Source organism: Jutongia huaianensis (assembly GCF_014384985.1).
GTDB classification, from domain to species: Bacteria; Bacillota; Clostridia; order Lachnospirales; family Lachnospiraceae; genus Jutongia; species Jutongia huaianensis.
Genome location: NZ_JACRSX010000001.1, coordinates 172,038 through 189,688, shown reverse-complemented (window position 1 = coordinate 189,688; position 17,651 = coordinate 172,038). Strand labels below are relative to the sequence as shown.

15 protein-coding genes are annotated in these 17,651 nt (G+C 41.6%); 11 read left to right on the top strand and 4 right to left on the bottom strand.

Annotated features, from left to right (window positions below; translation table 11 throughout):
• The first annotated feature begins 643 nt into the window (after positions 1-643).
• Positions 644-2,143, top strand: a complete 1,500-nt coding sequence (gene galT, locus H8704_RS00830; protein ID WP_249296931.1) for a UDP-glucose--hexose-1-phosphate uridylyltransferase — start codon at positions 644-646, stop codon at positions 2,141-2,143.
• A gap of 170 nt (positions 2,144-2,313) precedes the next feature.
• On the opposite strand, the gene H8704_RS00825 is transcribed toward galT, so the two are convergent.
• Positions 2,314-3,039 carry a LytR/AlgR family response regulator transcription factor gene (locus H8704_RS00825; RefSeq protein WP_249296930.1) on the bottom strand — a complete coding sequence of 242 codons (726 nt, stop codon included), beginning with the start codon at positions 3,037-3,039 and terminating at the stop codon, positions 2,314-2,316.
• A gap of 1 nt (position 3,040) precedes the next feature.
• The gene (locus H8704_RS00820) at positions 3,041-4,375 is read right to left on the bottom strand and encodes an ATP-binding protein (RefSeq protein WP_249296929.1); all 1,335 of its coding nucleotides are present in this window, start codon (positions 4,373-4,375) and stop codon (positions 3,041-3,043) included.
• A 276-nt stretch (positions 4,376-4,651) separates the two neighbouring features.
• On the opposite strand from H8704_RS00820, the gene H8704_RS00815 reads away from it, so the two are divergent.
• The 4 genes from H8704_RS00815 to H8704_RS00800 are packed head-to-tail and all read left to right on the top strand — an operon-like array spanning position 4,652 to position 7,823.
• Positions 4,652-5,440 (top strand): hypothetical protein, encoded by a 789-nt coding sequence (locus H8704_RS00815; protein WP_249296928.1) that lies wholly within the window; start codon positions 4,652-4,654, stop codon positions 5,438-5,440.
• A 13-nt stretch (positions 5,441-5,453) separates the two neighbouring features.
• Positions 5,454-6,371, top strand: coding sequence for a hypothetical protein (locus H8704_RS00810; RefSeq protein ID WP_118677140.1), 918 nt, complete (start codon positions 5,454-5,456; stop codon positions 6,369-6,371).
• Between the two features lie 33 nt (positions 6,372-6,404).
• Complete coding sequence (locus H8704_RS00805) at positions 6,405-7,052, top strand: ATP-binding cassette domain-containing protein (RefSeq protein WP_022465857.1); 648 nt, start codon at positions 6,405-6,407, stop codon at positions 7,050-7,052.
• A gap of 36 nt (positions 7,053-7,088) precedes the next feature.
• Positions 7,089-7,823 carry a hypothetical protein gene (locus H8704_RS00800; RefSeq protein ID WP_022465858.1) on the top strand — a complete coding sequence of 245 codons (735 nt, stop codon included), beginning with the start codon at positions 7,089-7,091 and terminating at the stop codon, positions 7,821-7,823.
• Here the strand turns inward: H8704_RS00800 and H8704_RS00795 are convergent.
• On the bottom strand, positions 7,777-8,478 hold the full coding sequence (locus H8704_RS00795; RefSeq protein WP_249296927.1) for a TMEM165/GDT1 family protein: 702 nt from the start codon (positions 8,476-8,478) through the stop codon (positions 7,777-7,779). The genes H8704_RS00800 and H8704_RS00795 overlap by 47 nt on opposite strands.
• 353 nt (positions 8,479-8,831) lie before the next feature.
• Complete coding sequence (locus tag H8704_RS00790; protein WP_249296926.1) at positions 8,832-10,049, bottom strand: HD-GYP domain-containing protein; 1,218 nt, start codon at positions 10,047-10,049, stop codon at positions 8,832-8,834.
• Between the two features lie 584 nt (positions 10,050-10,633).
• On the opposite strand from H8704_RS00790, the gene H8704_RS00785 reads away from it, so the two are divergent.
• From H8704_RS00785 to H8704_RS00760, 6 genes are all read left to right on the top strand, one after another.
• Positions 10,634-13,036, top strand: coding sequence for a GH36-type glycosyl hydrolase domain-containing protein (locus H8704_RS00785; RefSeq protein ID WP_118677130.1), 2,403 nt, complete (start codon positions 10,634-10,636; stop codon positions 13,034-13,036).
• 421 nt (positions 13,037-13,457) lie between these two features.
• The gene (locus H8704_RS00780) at positions 13,458-13,910 is read left to right on the top strand and encodes a hypothetical protein (protein WP_249296925.1); all 453 of its coding nucleotides are present in this window, start codon (positions 13,458-13,460) and stop codon (positions 13,908-13,910) included.
• 86 nt (positions 13,911-13,996) lie between these two features.
• On the top strand, positions 13,997-15,223 hold the full coding sequence (locus H8704_RS00775; protein WP_249296924.1) for a hypothetical protein: 1,227 nt from the start codon (positions 13,997-13,999) through the stop codon (positions 15,221-15,223).
• 15 nt (positions 15,224-15,238) lie between these two features.
• Positions 15,239-16,111: a hypothetical protein gene (locus H8704_RS00770; RefSeq protein ID WP_249296923.1), complete on the top strand. Its 873-nt coding sequence runs from the start codon at positions 15,239-15,241 to the stop codon at positions 16,109-16,111.
• 44 nt (positions 16,112-16,155) lie between these two features.
• On the top strand, positions 16,156-16,827 hold the full coding sequence (locus tag H8704_RS00765; protein ID WP_022464929.1) for an ATP-binding cassette domain-containing protein: 672 nt from the start codon (positions 16,156-16,158) through the stop codon (positions 16,825-16,827).
• The gene (locus H8704_RS00760; RefSeq protein ID WP_249296922.1) at positions 16,799-17,647 is read left to right on the top strand and encodes a hypothetical protein; all 849 of its coding nucleotides are present in this window, start codon (positions 16,799-16,801) and stop codon (positions 17,645-17,647) included. Before H8704_RS00765 ends, H8704_RS00760 begins: the two co-directional genes overlap by 29 nt.
• Positions 17,648-17,651: the final 4 nt, after the last annotated feature.

The following is a 17,651-nucleotide window of genomic DNA, read 5'->3' as shown; positions in this document are numbered from 1 at the left end:
TAGTTTTTCACGTTTAGAAAGTGAAGCGGTACCACTTTGTTATAACAACATTATCATAATTCGTTCGGTAAAACTGTAAGAAAATCGCTCATTTATAACAATATTTTGATGAAAATGGAGAAATATATGTAACACGGACGAGGGGCATTTTGGGGGAGATATGAGTTGTCAGAACGAAAAGAATGTGGTAAAATCTTGTCGTGGAACAGTCGTGTTACAGGGTGCGTTGACCTCATTCCAAAAGAATGGGGGTGATGCCTATGAAAAATCATTTTGATTTTAAGGATTTGATGACCTTTGGTCTTTTCCTTTTGGCATTGCTTACATTCGTTTTTTCGTTTTGTAAGTAGCCTTACATAGCAAAAACCACCCTGATACTTTGGACGGTTAAGGGTGGCTTTGCTATTCTGATAATCGGTCAACCTCCTTGTAGGCGGTTGTTCCTTTTCTAATTGCATTATAACATCGTTTATGGTACTTGTAAACTGTCAATTTGGCAGTTTTCACTGTACCATAAACGTACTAATAGCGGTTGAAGCGGAAAATACCATTGATTATATGTGATGAGAAATGAAATATAAATAACGAGCTATAGTATAAGTAAAAAACACGAAAACGAGTTTGAGTAATAAAGGAGATTACCATGAGTGATATTAATAAAAGCATCAGAGAGCTTGTGAACTATGGATTACATACCGGATTAGTTGTGCCGGAGGATGCGGTGTACACCATCAACCGTATTCTGGAGATATTGAAGCTGGATGAGTATCAGGAGCCGGAAAATGCCTGTCCGGTACCGGATCTGGAAAGCACTCTTGGCAGTATTATGGACTGGGCATATGAAAATGGTGTTTTGGAGGAAAATACCGTGGCATACCGTGATCTGTTTGACACAAAGCTGATGGGGGCATTGGTGCCGGCTCCAAGCATGGTGATCGCAAAGTTTGGGGAGTTGTATCGCCAGTCTCCGCAGAAGGCAACGGATTTCTATTACAAATTCAGCCGGGATACCGACTATATCCGCCGTTACCGTATTGCAAAGGATATGAAATGGACAGCGGAAACAGAGTATGGAACTCTCGATGTGACCATTAATCTGTCTAAACCGGAGAAGGATCCAAAGGCGATCGCCGCTGCAAAGAATGCAAAGCAGTCCGCATATCCAAAGTGTCTGCTGTGCCGGGAAAATGAAGGCTACGCCGGAAGATTGAATCATCCGGCAAGACAGTCTCACCGTATCATGCCTCTCACGATCGAGGGAGAGAAGTGGGGATTTCAGTATTCTCCATATGTATATTACAATGAGCACTGCATTGTCTTTAACCAGAAGCATACGCCGATGAAGATTGACGAAGCTGCATTCCGGAAGCTGTTAGCTTTTGTAAAGCAGTTCCCTCATTATTTCCTGGGTTCCAATGCGGATCTTCCGATCGTGGGCGGTTCCATTCTGGCACATGAGCATTTCCAGGGAGGACATTATGAATTCGCCATGGAGAGAGCACAGGTAAAAACACCTCTTACGATACCGGGCTATGAGGATGTGGAAGCCGGTATTGTCAACTGGCCGATGTCCGTGATCCGTATCCGTCATGAGGAGAGTGACAGACTTGTTACATTGGCGTCCCATATTTTGGACACTTGGAGAGGCTATACCGATCAGGCGGCATTTATCTTTGCGGAGACCGAGGGAGAGCCTCACAATACTATCACGCCGATTGCCCGGATGAGAAACGGAAAATACGAAATGGATCTGGTGCTGCGAAATAATATTACGACGGACGAGTATCCTTTGGGAGTATATCATCCGCATCAGGAGCTTCATCACATCAAAAAGGAAAATATTGGTCTGATCGAGGTTATGGGACTTGCGGTTCTGCCGGCACGTCTGAAAAATGAGATGGCAGTGCTGGGAGAATATATCGTGCAGGGTAAGGATATCCGCAGTAATGAGACGATTGAGAAGCATGCAGACTGGGTAGAAACATTTTTGCCAAATTATGATTCGGTGACCGAGGACAATGTGGAAGAAATCCTTCAGAAGGAGATCGGTATTGTATTTAAGAAGGTGCTGGAGCATGCCGGCGTATACAAAAATACGGCCGAGGGACAGGAAGCGTTTAAGCGGTTTGTAAAAGCACTGTAAATGGCAGGACGGCGGATCATTGATAGATGGGTCGTCGGTATCTCTGTATCGGACAGGAGTTGTTAGGAAATGTTTTGTGTTGCGCTATGCGATGATTTCTGAATTGAAATTTCTATTATGGCTAATATGATCACCGAGATTTGAGTTAGCATAATTAGAAATCATGTTGATCATGGATTACCTCCTGTTGTAATATATTTTATATATTTCGTTTTTACATTTGTAACATACCGGCGGCTTATAGTCTGGGTGGTTTTATTCGACAGATAAATGGTATTGCCGTCTATTTTTGTGATGTGACTTAAATTAACGATACAGGATCTGTGGCATTGTACAAATATGTCAGGAAGATGTGCGGCGATTTCCTGAATACCGGCATGATCTGTAAAGGATTCTGTTTTTGTCATTAAAATGATGTCGTGTTTGTCCGCACAAATGGCAAGTATTTTTGAATATGGAAGGGCCTGGATCTGTTGTTTGTTTTTCAGAATATAACACTCAGGAGAATATTTTAAAATAAGTGCAGACAATACTTGTTCCAGAATCTTTTGATCGATGGGTTTCAAAAGAAAATTGAATGCCTGTACATTATATCCTTCAAAGACATACTCCCGAAAAGCCGTCAGAAAGATAAGATCACCGGAGTAGTTTTCTTTTCGGAGTCGGACAGCAGTCTCCATACCTGTTTCGGCATTTTGATCTTCTGTATTTAACTGGATATCTAAAAAACAGGCATGAAATGTCTGCTGTGTGATAGCACGGAGGAGTGACGGACCATTGGTGTATTGATAAATATGGAAAACATGCCCATGACAGGTCGCCCAGGTAGTTAATAATTTATACAGTTCTTTTGATTGTTTTGGATCATCTTCTAGTATTGCAATATTTAACAGCATGTCAGCCTCCTGGTGTTTTATCGGTATCTAGTGGTATCATAATATCTATCTGAAAGATTTCTTTCGTGCTTATTGTAACATATCCTCCGGCAGCTTCGGCAATTGATTTGATTCGTTTCAACCCAATGCCATGTTCGTCAGAGCTGTTTTTTGTTGATCTTAATATTCCATTTTGAATATTGTATTGGCCGGAACCGTTGTTTTCAGCATGAATGAAAAGAGTATCCTGATAGGGCTTGATCACGCATTTGAAAAATGGAGCTTCTTTTGTTTGTTTACAGGCTTCAATGGCATTTGTGCATATATTACTTAACAATGAACATAAATTGATGTCGGATAAGGGAAGCTGATCGGGAAGGTGGATCATATATTCCGTGTGGATACCGTATTGACCGGCTTCGTGTATATATGTGGTTAAAACGGCATCTGCAACAGAATTACCGGAGTTGATGATCTGATGGGATGCATTTAAGCTGTTTTTAAATTGCTGCATATAATTTGAAAGGTCTGTGTAATTTTTTTCTGCTAAAAGCTGATTTATGACATTAATATGGAAAGACAGATCGTGTTTCATTACTCGTAACTCTTTATTCATTTGGTGAATGCTTTCAAATTCTTTTTTCTCCAGTTGCTGAATCTGCTGTAAACGGCTGTATTCGATATTTTTGTAGCGGGTAACACCCAGACGGTAAATAAAGATCAACAGAGCCAGATAGCATAGGAGGAAAAAAATGCAAAATATCGTTAACTGATTCTGAAATGTCTGTGGAATATGGAGTTTATTCAGTTTTATGGTGACCGTTAAAATGGATTCCGCAATAAAAAGGTAGACGATAGACAAAAAGAAAAAGCTGAGCTTTTCTGTAAGGTTCAGGAAAAGTTTGTTATTATCAATATGGCAGCAAACAAACACAAAAAAGGAAAGAAAGACAATGTACATCAGTGTGCTGGCATATCGCAGAATACCACCTGCCAGCAGATCAGCGATTTCTAAATGGAATAAATGTATCGGAATAAGAATACCGATTTCTTCTGACAGCATGGCGAGGATCATAAACAGTACATTCCAAACAATTAGAACGATATTCTCATTGGAAAAGAAGATTTTTGAGGCAATAATATTGATTAACAGAGAAATTAAAAAGACAACCTCACTACTAACATGAGCCAGATTCATAAAAAACACACAGAAAGCCAAAACGAATAAGGTGATATCCCACAAAAGAGTTTTATGGATGATAGAATTTCGAAATTCAAAGCGTGTTTGGGCAAGGTGCCCAAATAAAGCAATCTCCAAGAGATCAATAAAAAATTCCCATAGATAATTTACAGTCATAAAAATTTCCCATTCCTTTCTATGTTCACAAATTTTGGGATAGTTAGTAGTATCTGGAGTCATTGTACCACATTTTTATAATAAATTATAAATCGCCATGACCGCTTATGCAGTTTGGATGACCGTTCGTGCATGATACAATTGAAAAATTGATTTTAAATGATTATATTAACACATAGATCATTTTAGTTTTTGCCAGAAAATTTTATCTTTTGCCAGATATCTTGCATTGGACAATGGGGATGACTAAAATGATGTCAATAAAAAGAAAGCATAATGCAGAAAGGATGTGATGCAGCAATGATCCGTCAGGAGATCCGAAGAGTTTTATTGTCGCCGTTTTTTTACATATCTATCGCGATATTATTTGCAGGAAGTTTCTTTCCGGCATTATATGACATATCAAATCATTATGATTTGTCTTACCTTATGGATAGTACCCTGGCAGGTTATGGAACAGCGTTGATGCCGATTTTGTCAACACTTGCAATAGCGGACAGTTATTTGATCGAAGAGAAGGATGGATATCAATATGCGGTGATGGCAAGAACAACAAAGCTGAAATACTGTCTGTCGAAGATAGGGGCAGCAATAGGGACAGGAGTGGCAGTTGTATTGATCACGAAAGGATTGCTGCTGCTTTCCATGACAGTTTCATCTCTTGTCATTTTTGGAAAGGTTGTGCTTGGCAGTGAGGTTGTAGATTCTGCTTGCGCCGGAACCAGTTACTGGATTGATCATCATAATTATATTATGTTTATTGGTCAGCAGATTTTATATGATTGTATGTATGCATCCATATTTCCCGGTTTATCTCTGGCGGTTTCTACCATTGCCAAAAATAAATACGTTGTTATGTTGTTTCCTTTTATTTATGCAAACGTGACGACCTTGTTATTTATAGGCTTACAATGGTACTATTTGGCACCGATGATATTGGATGCACAGGGGAGAGCAAGCTCTTTAATGTTCGAAGGTTTACCATACCGGATTTTTGTGATACTGATATACTGGCTTGTGTCCACGGTTTTTTTTATCAGAGGTGTCTGGAGCAAAATGAAGTAGGAGGGAGAAGGATATGATTCGCTATATTTGGCAGGAATATGTACATAAAACATTGTTGTCAGCCCGCTTTATCGTCGTTGTATCATCACTGTTGCTGATGATGATCATGTTATTCCAGGGAATGAGTGTCCAGATGAAAAAAATGGGATATCAGGTTGGCGTATTTGAAATGCTTCCGTCGTTTTTATTTTATAATACAGGAACAATAATCTATTTTGGAGTGTTTCTATTTTTAATTGCTGTTTTACCACGGTGGGATGGGAGTATGAATGAAATTCTCCGATTGGGGAAAAGAAAGTGGTTTTTTGCCCAGTATATTTATATTTTTTTCACATCAGTAATCTATTTTCTGATTTGGACGGGAGGATTTATTCTGGCACTATTTCCGAGAATTATTTGGAATAATGAATGGAGCAGTCTGGCAAAGATGGCAATAGATCCGCAGCAATCCGTTTTTTTCTGGATGAATTTAAACCTTAATGTTAATCTGCAGTTTTCAGATTTAATCATGAATATTGGAAGCCCGGGAAAAGTATATCTTTTAACATTTATGCTGACCGTGTTGGGATCATTTTTTATAGGGATATTTATGATTACTGTAAATATCTGTTTTCGTCGTGGTGTGGGAACTGTTCTGGCATATCTGATGGTAGGAGTTCAGACAATGTCCGGGATTCTGGCCATGCTTTTTGGAAAAAATCTGATTCATTTTGAGGGATACAAACAAGTGAAAAATCTGCTGGAGAGGATGCAGTATTACATTAGTCCATTGTATCAGAGCGATCTGTTTACCATGGCAATTCATAATGCACGCCCTATTGCACAGCGTATCGGGATTGGAGTGATCTATTTTGCGATACTGATCCTGCTGGTAACTCTGTTTGGCATGTGTATGATCCGAAAAATTGATCTTTGTAAAGAAAATGCATAAAAAGCAATAAATCGCTTGGAAAGGAAGAAAAATATGGTTAAGGTGGAAGGACTGGAAAAAAAATTCCGGGAAGAGATCATTCTGACCGATGTTAATATGTCAATGGAACAGGGGAAGATATATGGTCTGGTGGGAATGAACGGCAGCGGAAAAACTGTGCTGATGAAGTGTATCTGTGGGTTTTTGCAGCCCACGAAGGGGTCTGTTACGGTGGACGGAAAGGCGATAGGAAAGGACATAGATTTTCCGCAGAGTCTTGGTCTGATGATCGAGACACCGGGGTTTATTCCTTATATGTCGGGAAAAAGTAATCTGAAAAATCTGGCATTGATCCGTAATCAGATCAGTGATAAGGAGATTGACGAGGCAATGGAGCTGGTGGGATTGGATCCAAAACTGAAAAAGAGGGTTTCCAAGTACTCTCTGGGAATGCGTCAAAGACTGGGAATTGCACAGGCGATCATGGAACATCCAAGACTTCTGATACTGGACGAACCGTTTAATGGATTGGACGTGCAGGGTGTGGAGGATATGCGAAAGCTTTTTTCAAGGCTGGCAGGGGAAGGCGTAATGATCCTGTTGGCATCCCATTATGATGAAGATATACGGACACTTTGTGAGGATGTATATCTGGTGAGGGATCATCATGTGACAAAGAAGGAGAAAGAGGAAACAAAGTAGAACCATTATGGAACGTGTTGAAGGATATGAAATAAAATGAGAGATAAAAGAGAAATTGTTTTTTGGAGCAGTGTGATATTTCTGGCACAGATCCTTCTGATGCTGGCGCAGATGACACAATATGGGGGAGAAGATCTGTACCAGCCTCTGAAATTTTTATACGGGGATGGCTATGGCAGAGCAAAGCTGCATAACGTGGAGCAGTATATGTGGCTTTTGGAACTGTCCCTGTATTGTATTGTGACTGTACGGAAAATAGTACAGTATAAAGAAGAGGATTCTTACATGATGATTGTGCGCTATCCGGATTTTCGTTCTTATTATCGTGCAGCATATGGAACCTTTGTAAAATATACCGTTCTTTATCAGATTTTTTTGTTTCTGGGAACTCTGGCAGGAACGGGGGTGGTAAGGCTGGGACACAGCGTACGGGGAGTATGCTGGCAGCCGTTTTTACTTTCACAGGGCTGCATGTTTTTGGGAAATCTGTGTTTTGGAATTATTATGTTTTATCTGATCCTTCATTTCAATGCGGTTAAGCTGGCAGTGGTGTTATATCCGGGACTACCGGTGATAGCAATCGTGCTTCGGGAGCGGATTCCAGAAGCTGTCAGCAACTGGAATCCCGGAAGCTGGCTGATGGCTGCGCGGAGCAGCAGGATGGTATCCGGGGGATTTCCGGTTGGCATTGTATTTCTGATTGAAATAATTATATTTACAGCAGTCAGTATTTTATCCGTGGAGAAACGTCTTTGTGTACCCGTTTCATAAAAACCACGACACTTGCCAAAATGAAAAGTATGGCAATGATCATAGTGACAGGGAATACTGCCGGATGATTCTTGCCAAGTAAAAGACCAAGACCTTCATGCATCGTGAGATTTCCAAAGATGGCAAAGATGAAAAAAGCCAGTGTGTTCAGCAGGCCGTCCGGAGTTTTGCTTTTCAGAAGATAACCGATCAGCATACCAAGGATATCGGCGGCAAAAAGACCGATGGAGCAGGCAAGCCAGACAGTGACAGCGGCACTCATACCTTCATTGGCACCGAAAGTGATAGCCGTAAGCTGTGTTTTGTCTCCAAGCTCTGCCACAAAGAAGGTGCAGAAAACGGTGAGAGGAGCAAAACGGGATACATTTTCTTCTTTTGCCTCCTCTTCCTCGTCGTTATCTCCCCTCAGCGATGTGATGGCAAAAAAGAGGAAAGCGGCTGCGGCAACCAGACGGATCAGCCAGGTAGGGATCAGCTCGCTGACAAGACCGCCTAAAAGTACGGCAAGTCCATTGAGAACCAGAATGGCGGCAGCCGTGCCGATAATGATATCCCGAAGTTTAAAGCGGGAAGTGAGGGCAATAAGCATAAGCTGGGTCTTGTCCCCCATTTCGGCGATAAATTCTGTGAACATGATCTGCAAAAATAAAAGCATAAGAAATCTCCTTTCCAGAATAAAAAGGGCAAAACCAGCGTTTTGCCCTCCAAGAATTGCTTCGCAATTCTCGTTGGCATCACACTACGTTACGAGCATTTTCCGATATATTAAAAAAGACCTATGACAGTGCAAAAATACACTGCCATAAGTCTCATCATTTAAAATATTACCGGATGACCAATGCACCAGTATGTCGATAATATTATACATTTCAAAACGGATCAATAGGTCGATCCGAAGTATCATGTACCGATTACTCCCTCGTGACGTAGTTCCGATTGTAGCATAGTTGAAAAAAAACGTCAATAAAAAGTGAAAATAACTTTCAATAAGAATGGTATTTCGTTGTTTTATTGTTCTTTTTGAAAGCAGAGATCAACCTGAGTGACGATATCCGGATCAAGCCAGCCCTTGTCTGCCATATCCTGCAGAATGCTGCAGGTTTTTTCATGGGACATGCCTTGCTTATAAGGGCGGCTTTCTGTTAATGCCTGATAAATATCCACACAGGACATCATACGTTCCGGAACACTTAATTCATCAGCAGAGCGGCCGAAGGGATAACCGGTTCCGTCCAGTCTTTCATGGTGAAAGGCTGCCCAGTCACGCAGCTCTTCAAAATCATCAATTTCAGATAATATATAGTAGGTATAAGCAGCGTGATGCTTCATAATTGTAAATTCTTCATCGGTCAGCCGGCCGGGTTTCTCCAGAATTTCGTTTCCTACGGCAACCTTGCCAATATCATGAAGTGCTCCGGCAAGATACATTTTTTCGGAGGTTTCCTGCTCTAATCCCATAAAGAGAGATAATTTTCTGGCATGTTCCGCTACTCCAATGGAGTGTGTGCTGGTGAATGGGGATTTATAATCGACAATCTGTGCAAAAAAATCAGCTAGGGATTTTATTTGTGTAAAGTTAAGATCTTGTTTGATGCGTGGAACCTTTGCCCAGAGCCTTGCATCAAGATCATCGTCCCCAAGAGTCAGAAAATGTTTTTCGGGAAATGCCTGAATAAAGGCATGAACACATTCCTCATCAGCAATCGAACCGTTTATTTTGAGGAGAAGATCATTTGCCCGCTGCCAGGTATCGGTGGTAAAGCTTGTGGCACGGCACATGACATCCAGAAGATCACATAAATGTATGATCCGGGCAAAAAGAGGGATTTCGTCCCATTTTTTATGAAAAGGACCACTGCCATTGGCATTTTCGTGATGGTAAAGAATGACATTAGTAACGTCCGTGTGGAATGGAAGCTTAATGACATTATCTTCTCCAAAGGAACAGTGCAGGCCTAAATTTGGAAACTGCTGTGAAACGGCAGCCTGGGCAATGTCGCTGTGAAGCTCCTCCTGAATATACTGCGTCAGCGCATTGTCATGGAGAAGGGCACAGGCGGCCAGATCCTGCAGGGGCTTTCCGGAAATGCCTATCTGTTCTGCCGTGCAGATACTCATATATGCAACACGTTTGGCGTGTTTATTGGTTACGTGAACTAATTCGGCCTCGACACAGTCCAGTGCGTAGGAGCAGGCGGCGAATAATCCTAAGACATCTAATTTCATAAAATTCCTCCGTAAATATCCTTTGTTATGACCATATTATCACGGAAAGGGAGGATTCACAATCGTGAATGTGCACTATTCACGGAGTTCCCACCACAGCCCCCAGACCGCCGCAAAAACAGCGGCTAGAGTCCGCCGCAGTCAGGCGTCCCCTGTCTGCGGGTGTGGGTGGAAACAGCCTGCACGGCTGATTTTCCAAACAAACTACCACTTGTAAGCAAGCTTGTGTGAAGTTTGTGATAGGTTTCATATGACTTTCCGTTAGACAGCACTATTCACGGAGTTCCCACCACAGCCCCCAGACCGCCGCAAAAACAGCGGCTAGAGTCCGCCAAAGTCAGGCGGTCCCCTGTCTGCGGGTGTGGGTGGTAACAGCCTGCACGGCTGATTTTCCAAACAAACTACCACTTGTAAGCAAGCTTACGTGGTAGTTTCCTTGAAAAATCTATCCGTGAATAGTGACAAGATATCAAAATACTGTTAGAAAATGACGTTTATGTTGTTGACACCTTTTTTAAGGGTGTCGTATAATGGGGATATGAGAAAATGGCGAAAGCCGTTACTAGAAAGAGGAGGATATTTTCATGAATTATGGTTACTTTGATGAGAAGAACCGCGAGTATGTGATCACCAGACCGGATACACCGGCTCCATGGTGTAACTACCTTGGTTCTCCGGAGTATGGTGCGATCATTTCTAACAATGCGGGTGGTTACAGCTTTGTAAAGAGCGGTGCGAACGGCCGTATCCTGCGTTATCACTTCAACAGCGATGATACACCGGGACGTTACATTTACATCAGAGATGATGAGACTGCTGATTTCTGGTCTGCTTCATGGCAGCCGGTTGGCAAGGATCTGAACGAGTACAAGAGTGAGGTTCATCACGGTACTGCATATACAACAATGTTTTCTGAGTATGCAGGCATCAAGACTCAGGCAGATTATTATGTACCCCTTGGAAAGGTTTATGAGGTTTGGAGATGTAAGGTGACAAATACCACAGACAAGCCACGTAAGATTTCTGTATTTGGTTATGCGGAGCTTTCCAATGATGATAATTACAATCAGGATCAGGTAAACCTGCAGTATTCCCTGTGTACTACCAACACATTATTCCTTGGCAACAAGATCCTGCAGCAGATCAACCTGAACTGGTATAAGGGTCCGGACGGAAGCAACGGTAAAGAGCGTTTCTTCGGCATGGCAGGTCAGAAGGTTACTTCTTACAATGGTGATAAGGAAGCATTCATTGGTATGTATCACGATTATGGCAATCCGGTTGCTGTAGAGCGTGGTGAGTGTGACGGCGTTCTCAACTACAATGAGAACAGCTGTGGTGCACTTCATACTGCACTGGAGCTTGCTCCGGGCGAGTCAAAGGAGCTTGCATTTGTACTGGGCCGTTATAAGGCGTCTGATGCAGACAAGATCCTTGCATGCTACGAGGATGTTTCTGTCTGTGACAAAGAGATTGCCGAGTTAAAGAATTACTGGCATTCTAAGCTGGATAATTTCAAGATTGATACACCAAGCCCTGCTTTCAACAGCATGGTAAATACATGGAATGCATATCAGTGCTTCCTGACCTTTACATGGTCAAGAGCTGCATCCTTTATCTACTGTGGTGAGCGTAACGGATATGGATACAGAGATACGGTTCAGGATATTCAGGGTGTCATCCATACAGATCCTGAGGCTGCACTGGACAAGATCCGTTTCATGCTGTCTGCTCAGGTAGACAATGGTGGTGGACTTCCACTGGTTCGTTTCGATCATGATGAGCGTGCCGGTCATGAGGGTACACCGGATGATCCGGATTATGTAAGAGAGACAGGACATCCTGCATATCGTGCAGATGATGCACTGTGGCTTTTCCCTACTGTATTTAAGTATGTTTCAGAGACAGGTAATCTGGCATTTATGGATGAGGAGATCACCTGGTCTAACGTAGATAAGAAAGCAACTGTTTATGAGCATCTGCAGAGAGCGATCGACTTCTCCATGAATCATCTGGGACCACATGGTCTTCCGGCCGGTCTTCACGCTGACTGGAATGACTGTCTGCGTCTGGGTGCACAGGGTGAGTCTTCCTTCGTAGCAATGCAGTTATATTATGCATTCTCTATCATGCGTCTTTTCGCACAGAAGAAGAATGATACCGATTATATTGCTTATCTGGACAAGACCCAGAAAGAGATCGGTGACAAGATCAACAAGCTCTGGTGGGAGGATGACCGTTTCAACCGTGGCTTCAAGGATACCGGAGAGCTTATCGGTTCCAAGAAGGATCCGGAGGCAAGTATGTGGCTGAACCCACAGTCATGGGCCGTTATTTCCGGTCTGGCTACCAAGGATCAGGCAGAGAAGGCTCTGGAGTCTGTAGACCGTGAGCTGAATACCGCTTATGGTGCAAAGGTAATGGCTCCTTCCTATGTAGATCATTACTTTGATGGCGCACTGGCTGGTCTGTTCCCTCCATCAACAAAGGAGAATGGTGGTATCTTCTCCCAGACACAGGGATGGATCATTCTTGCAGAGTCTCTGATGGGACATGGAAACAAGGCATTCCAGTATTTCGAGGAGAGCTCACCTTCTTCACAGAATGACAAGGCAGAGATCCGTAAGCTGGAGCCATATGTACACGGACAGTATACAGAGGGTGATGAGAGCCCATTCCATGGACGTTCTCATGTACACTGGCTGACAGGTACCGCATCTACATGTATGGTAGGCTGCGTAGAAGGTATCTGTGGTATCCGTCCTGATCTGGATGGTATCCGTATCGCTCCTTCTATTCCGAGTGACTGGAAAGAGTTTACCATGGAGAAGAATTTCCGTGGAAGCAAGCTTAAGATCAAGGTTGAGAATCCAAACGGTGCAGAGAGCGGCTGCAAGGAATTCTATGTGAATGGCGAGAAGTTCGAGGATAATTACATCCCGGCTGACAAGCTGACTCCTGTGACCGAGGTTCGTCTCGTTATGTAATTTAATATGATGCAAGGGGCAAAAGCAGATTGCAATTCCGGGCATCGGCATTATAATAAAAATCAGGCTCCACACATGGCGTACGCTGTGTGTGGAGTTTTTTGTACTCAAAAAGTGTAAGTGATGATTAATAAAAAGTAAAAATGAATTGACAATAAGAAGTATCAATGCTACTATTGTATATAAAGTATAAAACGAAATATAATCGTGCCGAGTTGTTGTTTTATTGGGCGAAGGAGGTGAGAGAATGTGTTATTATATAATACACAGAGAAAAAATTGTAAAAAGCGTTCTTTTTCTATAAAAAAGTGGTAGATATAGAAAAAAGAACGCCGATAAACAAACGGTTACATTATAACAGATTAATGAAAAAAATCAATATACTAATTAAATTTTTTATGAATAAAGAAAGGAACGAAAAATGAGAAAAATATTTTGGAAAAATGTAGTCATTGCAGGTTTATTGGCAGCGTTAAGCCTGACAGGCAGTATGGCAACAGATGTGAAGGCTGATTGTAAAAATGAACTTTATACATATCAATCATCAAAAGATGGCAATTTTAATACTACGGATTGGAGAGCTAAAGATCATGGAGGTTCAGAAATACCTAAGGGATATGTCTATGCGATTGCTTCTGAGGGGCAGGCATCATCTATTATGATTAGAAAACATACTTCTAATAATAGAAATGTAGAGGCTTCTAATGGCTTTGTGACAGTTCCATATTTGACCCATTCATGCATTCGTAATAATTTTGTCGCAAATTCAGATAAAGAGGTGCGATTACGAGTACGTATTAACGCAAATTCAGGAATTACCAGTGGATTTTGGAGTCCGGATACATCTCAGTCATATCCATACGTTGTAGGTTGATAAGGTTACGAGACGGAAAATTTGAAAGACAAAAGAGTGGGCGGCCAAAATTATTTTGGCCGCCTCTATAAGAAAGAGGCGAAGGAATGCAAAAGAAGAAAAAGCACTGGAAACGATATCTGTTTATGATAATCTTGCTGGGAATATATGCGATCCGTGTTATATTCGTTAATGCAGACAATGACAAGGCAAGGGTTCATTATGTAAACGAGAAGGAAACTGCCCGGACTAAAAATATGGAGATATCTATCAGTGATGCGACACTTTATGATACGCCGGCTTTTTTGGCAAAGTACAGGAATACTACGCAATATTTTTCAACATGGAGTATGTATTATCGAAATGCGGGACAACTGGATTCATTTGTGAAGGATAAGTATATTTTATGTGCACGGATGACTCTTAAAAATTGTTCTCAAAAAGTGAGAGATATTAATCTGACGACGTTCCATATCTATATAGGAGAGGGGTATCATAATGGGGTTCCGCAGGATCTGTTTAGCAGTCTGAACGGATTTGGTGGCTTGTCTATTCAGCCGGGACATGTATTTTCTTTTACGCTTGTCTATACATTAAATGAGTTAAACATTAAAAAAGAGATATATGATGACCTGGCAAATCAGGATATATCGATTTTGGTGTCTGGATATCCCAATATTCAACGTATTCGTTTAAATTCCATTAAATACGAGAAAGCAAGCGAAAAACAGAGAGATTATTACGACCAGCTGGTGGGTGTGGGATATGAACCAATTGAATGGGAAGAAGACACTAAGGAGGGAACCATGCAGGAAATCGGCGGAACCTATTGCGAAAAAGGAGTGACATTTTCTGTAGATTCCTATGATATTTCCAGAAAAGTGGATGTAAAAAAATTAAAGGGTGATGATAAAGAGACACTGCAGCATTATTTGGACAAAAAGGGAAATGTGATTCGGGGGTTGAATGAGGAGGATGCGGTTATTGTATGGATCAGATTACATGTAAAAAATCTGTCGGGACAGGAACAAATAATACCGATTCAGCCCGGTTTAGTAAAATACAATGGACATGAAACGGATGGCAATATCTATGCAGAAGCAGGAGAACATCTTCAGTTTCTCAATAACAGCAGTTTGTGTAAAATTGAGGAGGGGACAGACTCGACTGTACTATTGGGGTATTTGGTGGAAGACAATGTTTATGCGAAAGACAAAGCAAAATGGAAACCTGAGAAAAGAGCGCTTTATCTGAATTTTGCCATTGGAGCATATGAGGATGTAGATTTTAAAAAGGGAGAATATTCCTATGGAAAATTTCTGCGTGTTAAATAGAAGGAGGGGATAAGGGTGAAAGAAATGATCCGGTTTGAAGCAAAACGATGTGCCGGAAGCAGAGAAACGAAGCTGGTTGTGTTGTTTTCTTTTCTGATCGCACTGGGACATTTTTTGTCGTTTTGTATATGGTATGTGGGATATCGACAGGGAGGAGTTATGGGGGCGGAAGAGCTGAAATATATGGCAGATAACCCCGATTTCAATACCGTATATCCGGCATGCCTGTATGAAGGATTTATTGGTGGAGAAGCATACACATTTTGGAACAGTGTCTATTTCTATATTCTTCCGGTATTAGCGGCATTGCCTTTCGGATGGTCGTATTTTCAAGATGAGACCACGGGGTATTTGAGGCAGATATACAGCAGAGTCAGCAGATCACAGTATCTGACGGCAAAAATGATCGTTACATTCTGCTCAGGGGCTGTGGGAGGAACATTGACCTACATATTAAGTTTTGCTGTCAATGCATTGTATCTTCCGGCAGTGAAACCGAATGAAGTGGCACAGCACAACTTTATTACGAATAGAATGTTTATGGCAGAGTGGTATTTTTCAAAGCCGTGGCTGTATTTTGGAGTGTATCTGCTGATCATTATGTTGTGTGGGGGTTTGCTGGCAGTGAGTTCTTTGTTGATTTCCTTTGTTGCACGGAACCGCCTGATCATTTGTATGTTCCCTTTTATTTTGTATCTGTCTGCAGACTATTTACTGATGGAGTTGGGATTGGAAAAATATTCTATTGCAGGAATTATTAATCCGATGATGGCAGATTCAAAGGTGGATATGAATTTTCCTCTTATTGCAGGGATTTTTGGAATATTACTACTGTTATGTGTTTTCTCTTTTTGGTGGATAGGATGTCACAGAAAAAAGATCATTTAAACGTTAAAGACGGAACATGCTGATTGTTTGAAGAGGAGAAATTGATGAATATTACAATAAAAAACCTGACGAAGAAAATAAAAAAAGAAACCGTGTTAAAGGATATCAATCTGGAATTTCATGGAGGAAAGATTTATGGTCTGCAGGGAAAGAATGGCTGCGGAAAAACGATGCTGATGCGCTGTATTGCCGGTCTGGTCCATCCGGAACAGGGAGAGATCATTATTAATGGGAAAGTGCTTCATAAAGATATGAGTCTGCCGGAAAGTATAGGACTTTTAATTGAAAATCCGGCGTTTCTTCCACAATATACAGGATTGCAGAATCTGAAGATACTGGCAGATCTTCAGGGAGGGATTTCCTATGGTGAATTGGAGGAACTGCTGGAAAAAGTGGGCTTAAAGGATTGTACCAAAAAGAAGTTCGGAGCATATTCTCTTGGAATGAAGCAAAGGCTTGGAATTGCTGCAGCGATTATGGGGAAGCCGGACATTATCATTCTGGACGAGCCGATCAATGCAATTGATGAAAATGGTGTGGAGGAAATCCGTCAGTTGATCCTGGGCTTGCGGTCAGAGGATAGAATTATCATTATCGCATGCCATGACCGGGCAGAGATGGAGCTTTTGGCAGACGAGGTTATTGTGATGGAGAACGGAGAAGTGATAGAAGAAAAGGGGTGGAAGAATGCAGATGTGGAAAATGTACAAGCATGATCTGACAGAGGGGATTGGAAGACGGTCTGTTTATCTGGTGCTTCCTGTTATGATTTCTTTGTTTTCCTGCATTGGTATGCATTACAAGCTTGTACAGTTTCAGCGTATCAATGAAAAGCTGGGAAACGGTACCTGGATGGATTACTGGATGTATTTTATCCAGGGAGGAAAGCAGTATAAGTTTTCTATTTTTAATTTTTTTGAAATGCCGGTTCGGTGGATCTGCTTTTATGTACTCTTTTTGGTCTGTTTAAATAATTATCCCATGAATGATCTGAAAAAAATGGGCACACAGATCATTATCCGGTCAGGCAGCAGGCTTCGCTGGTGGATTTCGAAGTTTTTGTGGCTGGTGACCTATGCAGTGGTATATACCGGAATATGTATGCTGGTTGTTGCTTTGTATACACTGGCGAATGGTGCAAGCCTGAATCTCCATTTGACAATGTCTGTGGCGATGGTCTTTACCAAAAAAAGTTTTTTACTGTGCAGTCTGTTGAGGCTGTTATGTATTGCGGTAGTGCAGCCGGTTTTGCTTTTAGTTCTGTTGGGGACGATTCAGATGGCATTATCAATGAAAATTTCAGAAATCAGCGCATTTATAATCCTGTTTGCGGGTATGGTGATCTCAACATATAAAAGAAACCTTGTGCTTTTCGGAAACTGGGGAATGCCGTATCGCATGTTTCCGGCAGCCAAACAGGGATTGGACCCAAAGCTTTGTCTGGTCTTGTTGTGTGGTTTCATAGTTATTTTGTTTGTTGCCGGTTATTTACTATGTAATAAGAGAGATATCCTGGAGGAGAGGCGCGATATCTGAAGAT

Excerpts from the sequence above, each read along its gene's own strand:
- H8704_RS00825 (WP_249296930.1), bottom strand. The coding sequence starts at position 3,039 with ATGCTGTTAAATATTGCAATACTAGAAGATGATCCAAAACAATCAAAA.
- H8704_RS00765 (WP_022464929.1), top strand. The coding sequence starts at position 16,156 with ATGAATATTACAATAAAAAACCTGACGAAGAAAATAAAAAAAGAAACC.
- H8704_RS00820 (WP_249296929.1), bottom strand. The coding sequence starts at position 4,375 with ATGACTGTAAATTATCTATGGGAATTTTTTATTGATCTCTTGGAGATT.
- H8704_RS00785 (WP_118677130.1), top strand. The coding sequence starts at position 10,634 with ATGAATTATGGTTACTTTGATGAGAAGAACCGCGAGTATGTGATCACC.
- H8704_RS00810 (WP_118677140.1), top strand. The coding sequence starts at position 5,454 with ATGATTCGCTATATTTGGCAGGAATATGTACATAAAACATTGTTGTCA.
- H8704_RS00800 (WP_022465858.1), top strand. The coding sequence starts at position 7,089 with ATGAGAGATAAAAGAGAAATTGTTTTTTGGAGCAGTGTGATATTTCTG.
- H8704_RS00815 (WP_249296928.1), top strand. The coding sequence starts at position 4,652 with ATGCAGAAAGGATGTGATGCAGCAATGATCCGTCAGGAGATCCGAAGA.
- H8704_RS00795 (WP_249296927.1), bottom strand. The coding sequence starts at position 8,478 with ATGCTTTTATTTTTGCAGATCATGTTCACAGAATTTATCGCCGAAATG.
- H8704_RS00805 (WP_022465857.1), top strand. The coding sequence starts at position 6,405 with ATGGTTAAGGTGGAAGGACTGGAAAAAAAATTCCGGGAAGAGATCATT.
- H8704_RS00775 (WP_249296924.1), top strand. The coding sequence starts at position 13,997 with ATGCAAAAGAAGAAAAAGCACTGGAAACGATATCTGTTTATGATAATC.
- H8704_RS00790 (WP_249296926.1), bottom strand. The coding sequence starts at position 10,049 with ATGAAATTAGATGTCTTAGGATTATTCGCCGCCTGCTCCTACGCACTG.
- H8704_RS00780 (WP_249296925.1), top strand. The coding sequence starts at position 13,458 with ATGAGAAAAATATTTTGGAAAAATGTAGTCATTGCAGGTTTATTGGCA.
- galT (WP_249296931.1), top strand. The coding sequence starts at position 644 with ATGAGTGATATTAATAAAAGCATCAGAGAGCTTGTGAACTATGGATTA.
- H8704_RS00760 (WP_249296922.1), top strand. The coding sequence starts at position 16,799 with ATGCAGATGTGGAAAATGTACAAGCATGATCTGACAGAGGGGATTGGA.